The organism is Nonomuraea sp. NPDC001684, assembly GCF_053596515.1.
Genome location: NZ_JBSFGJ010000907.1, coordinates 1 through 1,134, shown reverse-complemented (window position 1 = coordinate 1,134; position 1,134 = coordinate 1). Strand labels below are relative to the sequence as shown.

The window sequence follows — 1,134 nt, the reverse complement described above, 5'->3', positions numbered from 1 at the left end:
GCCGCCGCCCGCCCCCGTCACGGGCGGGGGCACGGGGGGCGGGCGGCTGGACGTGCGCGGCCTGCTGCTGGCCGGCGCCGGGTCCGGCCTGCTGATGTACGGGCTGAACGAGGCCGCCGCCGGCCTGTCGCCGCTCGCCTGGGCGGCGCTGCCCGCCGGAGCCGCCCTGGTGTGGGCGCTGGCCAGGTCGGCGCGCAGCACCGAGCTGCCGCTGCTGGACCTGGGTCTGCTGGCCGACCGCGGTTTCCTGCGCGGCGCGGCCACCGCCACGCTGTCGGCCGCCGGGCTGCTCGGCATGCTGTTCGCCTTCCCCCTGATGTACCAGGACGCGCTGGCGGCCACGGCCACCGACGCCGGTCTCGTCGTCTTCCCCGAGGCGCTGGGGCTCATGGCCGCCGGGTTCCTGGTGGACCGCGCCTGCGCCCGCTGGGGCGAGCGGCGGGTGGTGGCGGCCGGGCTGCTCGGCGGCGCGGCGCTGTTCGCGTTCCTCGCGCTGGCCGAGCCGGGCCCCTGGACGCTGCGGGCCGTCATGTTCGCCGTGGGGCTGGTGCTCGGGCAGGCCGTGACGGCGGTGCAGGTGTCGGCGTTCACGACGGTCGGGCCGCAGGTGATGGGCCGGGCCATGACCCTGTTCCAGTCGCTGCGCATGCTCGGCGGCGGGCTCGGCGTCGGCGTGTGCGCGGCGGCCGCGGCCCTGGCCGGGTACCGCGCCGCGCTGCTGGCCGCCGCGGCGTTCCTACTGGCCGCCTGCGCCACCGCGGCGCTGCTCCGGCCCACCGCGGTCACCGCGCGGGAGGCCGAACCCACCGGCTGAGCCCCGACCCGGCGGCCGTCCGGGGCTACGGGGTGAGCGCCAGGTCGGCGGTGGTCAGTGCGAGCAGGACGGCCGCCTCCACCAGCGCGCGGTCGGCCGCCGGGGCCGCCGCCGCGGCCGCGAACCCCGGCTCGTGCGGCGCGGCCCCGCCCGCCCCGATGTCCAGCATGGGATGGACGGCCGGCACGACGTGCGACACGTTCCCCATGTCCGTCACCGCGAACGGCTCACGCTCCATGACCGGCTTCCCAGCACGTCGGAGCTCATGGAACAGGAGCAGGTGTCGTCGCTGAGCGTGCGGCACGCGTACCAGGCGCTCA

General features: G+C 78.1%; 1 protein-coding gene and 1 pseudogene. One reads left to right on the top strand and one right to left on the bottom strand.

What is annotated here, in order from left to right; genetic code table 11:
* On the top strand, positions 1-814 hold an 814-nt coding region (locus tag ACWCSD_RS53000; protein WP_449927642.1), incomplete at its 5' end, for an MFS transporter.
* Positions 815-839: 25 nt separating this feature from the next.
* On the opposite strand, the pseudogene ACWCSD_RS52995 reads toward ACWCSD_RS53000, so the two are convergent.
* Positions 840-1,134, bottom strand: a pseudogene (locus ACWCSD_RS52995) (hypothetical protein); the annotation flags it as partial.